This is a genomic window from Synechococcus sp. R6-10, from assembly GCF_047461815.1.
Classification (GTDB): Bacteria; Cyanobacteriota; Cyanobacteriia; order Thermostichales; family Thermostichaceae; genus Thermostichus.
Genome location: NZ_JANSHW010000579.1, coordinates 1 through 2,425, shown reverse-complemented (window position 1 = coordinate 2,425; position 2,425 = coordinate 1). Strand labels below are relative to the sequence as shown.

Annotated in this window: 2 protein-coding genes; both read right to left on the bottom strand. The window is 60.0% G+C overall.

From position 1 onward, the window contains the following. Positions 1-1,617: BamA/TamA family outer membrane protein (locus NW837_RS14075; protein ID WP_414332220.1), on the bottom strand; the 1,617-nt coding region annotated here is incomplete at its 3' end. Positions 1,618-1,804: 187 nt separating this feature from the next. After that, positions 1,805-2,149 carry a hypothetical protein gene (locus NW837_RS14070; RefSeq protein ID WP_011432412.1) on the bottom strand — a complete coding sequence of 115 codons (345 nt, stop codon included), beginning with the start codon at positions 2,147-2,149 and terminating at the stop codon, positions 1,805-1,807. Positions 2,150-2,425: the final 276 nt, after the last annotated feature.

Genomic DNA, 2,425 nt, shown 5'->3' with positions numbered 1-2,425 from the left:
GCCGCCACCAATGGCAAAAGCATCGTAGGGAGCCAAGTCGCCGATGGTCGTGCCTGCTCGCACATCAAAGGCCAATACCTGCGGTCGCTCGCTGCGGGTTTCAAACAGGTTGACGGGAATGAACTGGCTGTAGCCGGCCTCGAGGCGGTTGGCATTCAAGCCATTTTGAAACAGACGTACCGACTGTTCTGTGGAGATGCGAAAGACCGATCCCTGGCTGGGGCTGTTGGGGTTGTCGCGGGCGTCGTTGATGAGGCCGAGGCGCAGGGTGGTGTAGCTGTCTTGGCCGCTCTCGCTGAAGGTAATCGGGTTGCCCAGCACATCGAAGCGCTGCTGCTCCCCGTTGCTGTTGCGAGCTTCTACAAATTGGATGCGGGTGCCCAAGCTGGCCCGCCAATTGCCCCCAATCGGGCGAGAGAAAGTCACCCCGCCACCAAGACGGTTGATGCGCACGGGATCCCCATTGGGCAGGGTGAATCCCTCATTAAAGACAAAGCTGGAGCTCTGCTGGTTGGAGATGTTGACGTTGTAGGAGGTGGGAATGTCCAGCGTGGCAATCCGCGGGTCGGTGAAGTTTAAGTCGAAGAGGGTTTCGTTGGTGCCCACCTGCACGTTGAAGCTGGCACTTTGGTTGTTGCCGCCCAAGTTTTGTTCGGAGACGTTGAGGCCGGCGAAGACCCCTGTGGCGGAGCTAACGCCGATGGTGCCGCCCAAGGTACCGGTGCGACGTTCTTCCACGTTCACCACCACCACCACCTTGTCGGGATCCTGGCCGGGGTTGAGCCCCACATTCACATCTTGAAACAGGTTGAGATTAAAAACCGCCTGCAGGTCTTCCTGGATTTGGTTGCGGTTAAACACATCCCCCGGCTTGGACTTCAACTCGCGGGTGATGATGAAGTCACGGGTTTTGGTGTTGCCCTGAACGCGAATATCCTCGATCACCCCTTCGGCGATTTCCAGGGTGATGGTGCCGTCTTCAGAGGAGCGCACATCCGTCACTTTGGCCAGCACGTAACCCTTATCGGCGTACCACTGCTCGATCTCGGCCACAGCCAGTTGCAGCTCGCCGAAGTTGAGCACCCGCCCTTCCTGGTCGGCAAAGGCGGCCCGCAGCACTTCCGGATCCAAAACGTTCGCCCCTTCCGTGCGCACGGCTTTCAGGATTGGGTTGGGCTTGACCTCAAAGGTGACCCGCACCCCCAAAGGCGTATCGGAAGGCACTGCCCGCACATCGGCAAACAATCCGGTGGCAAACACGGCATTGATGTCTTCCCGCAACTGGGATCGGGTGGAAACCTCGCCGGCGCGGGTGCGGATGACGCTGTAAACCCGGTTGATCAGCTCCGGATCTTCAGTGCCCTCAACCACTACCTCCGCTACCAACACTTCTGGCTCGCCGGCAGTGGGGGGTGGGGTGGGGGAGGGCTGGGCGGGGGTGTCGCCACCGGTGCGCAGGTCGAGGGTGCCGGGCTGAGGAACCGATTGCGCCCAAGCCGGGGATCCCATCAGCAGAGCGCTACGGGACGCTTCAGCAAACGCAAAAGCGGTGCAGAGCACCATCCCGCGGGTGAGCGCTGAAGTTAGCCAAGGGCGAAGTTGCCTGGAACGATTCATAGGGATCCCTCGCACACCAAAAAGCAAGATTGCAGAGCCGGGCCAAGCTTGCGTTAAAACCCTCTGCCGCCCAGCAGCGGACAATTGCCCTGGATTATATCAATCCCCATCCACCCAGATCCGAGCGTGGCCGCGAACCGGATTGCGGACTTGGGCAGTCTGGAGTGCAAAAAGCAGCCTCCCCCGCTCAAGGCAGGCGCAGGGATCCCCTACAGCGCTGGCCGCAAGACCTCGGCTCGACTTCCTCGGCAGCTAGGTTGACTTGGGAGTTGAGGATGACGACGGTGATGGGAGCAGGAGTGGGAGGCAAAGAGCGGCTGCTCCTCCAGCCCCAACTGTCGGCGTACTGTTGTGGGGGAACGTTGGGCAGGATCAGGACGGTGTTTTGCAGGACGTTGCTTTGCAGGGTGGTGGCGTTGCCGTTCAGGATCGCCATCTGCTGGGTGTGGGAAGTCTGAGCCAGGACGGCTGGAGCAAACCCGAAGCCGAGCAGAGCTGCCACTCCGGGGAGGAGGAGTTGGGTGGACAACATCGAGGATTCTCCACAAGACGCCAGGATGCCGACACTTTAGCCTGCTTTGCCCTCCGCTGAGTTGCCGCAAAAAAGCAAAAAAAGCTACGTGATGGGGAGGGATCCCTGCTGGGGACGTACAGCCGCGCGGCCCAGGCCCACAAAAAAGCCTGCAGAGGGTACTCTGTGCAGGCCCGTCTTGCTCGTCTGGATTGTCTTGATGGAGCTGATACATTCACGCTGAACTCTCCTGAACATGGTTCAGGAAAGAAGCGATCGCATCCTGCCTATCTCTGT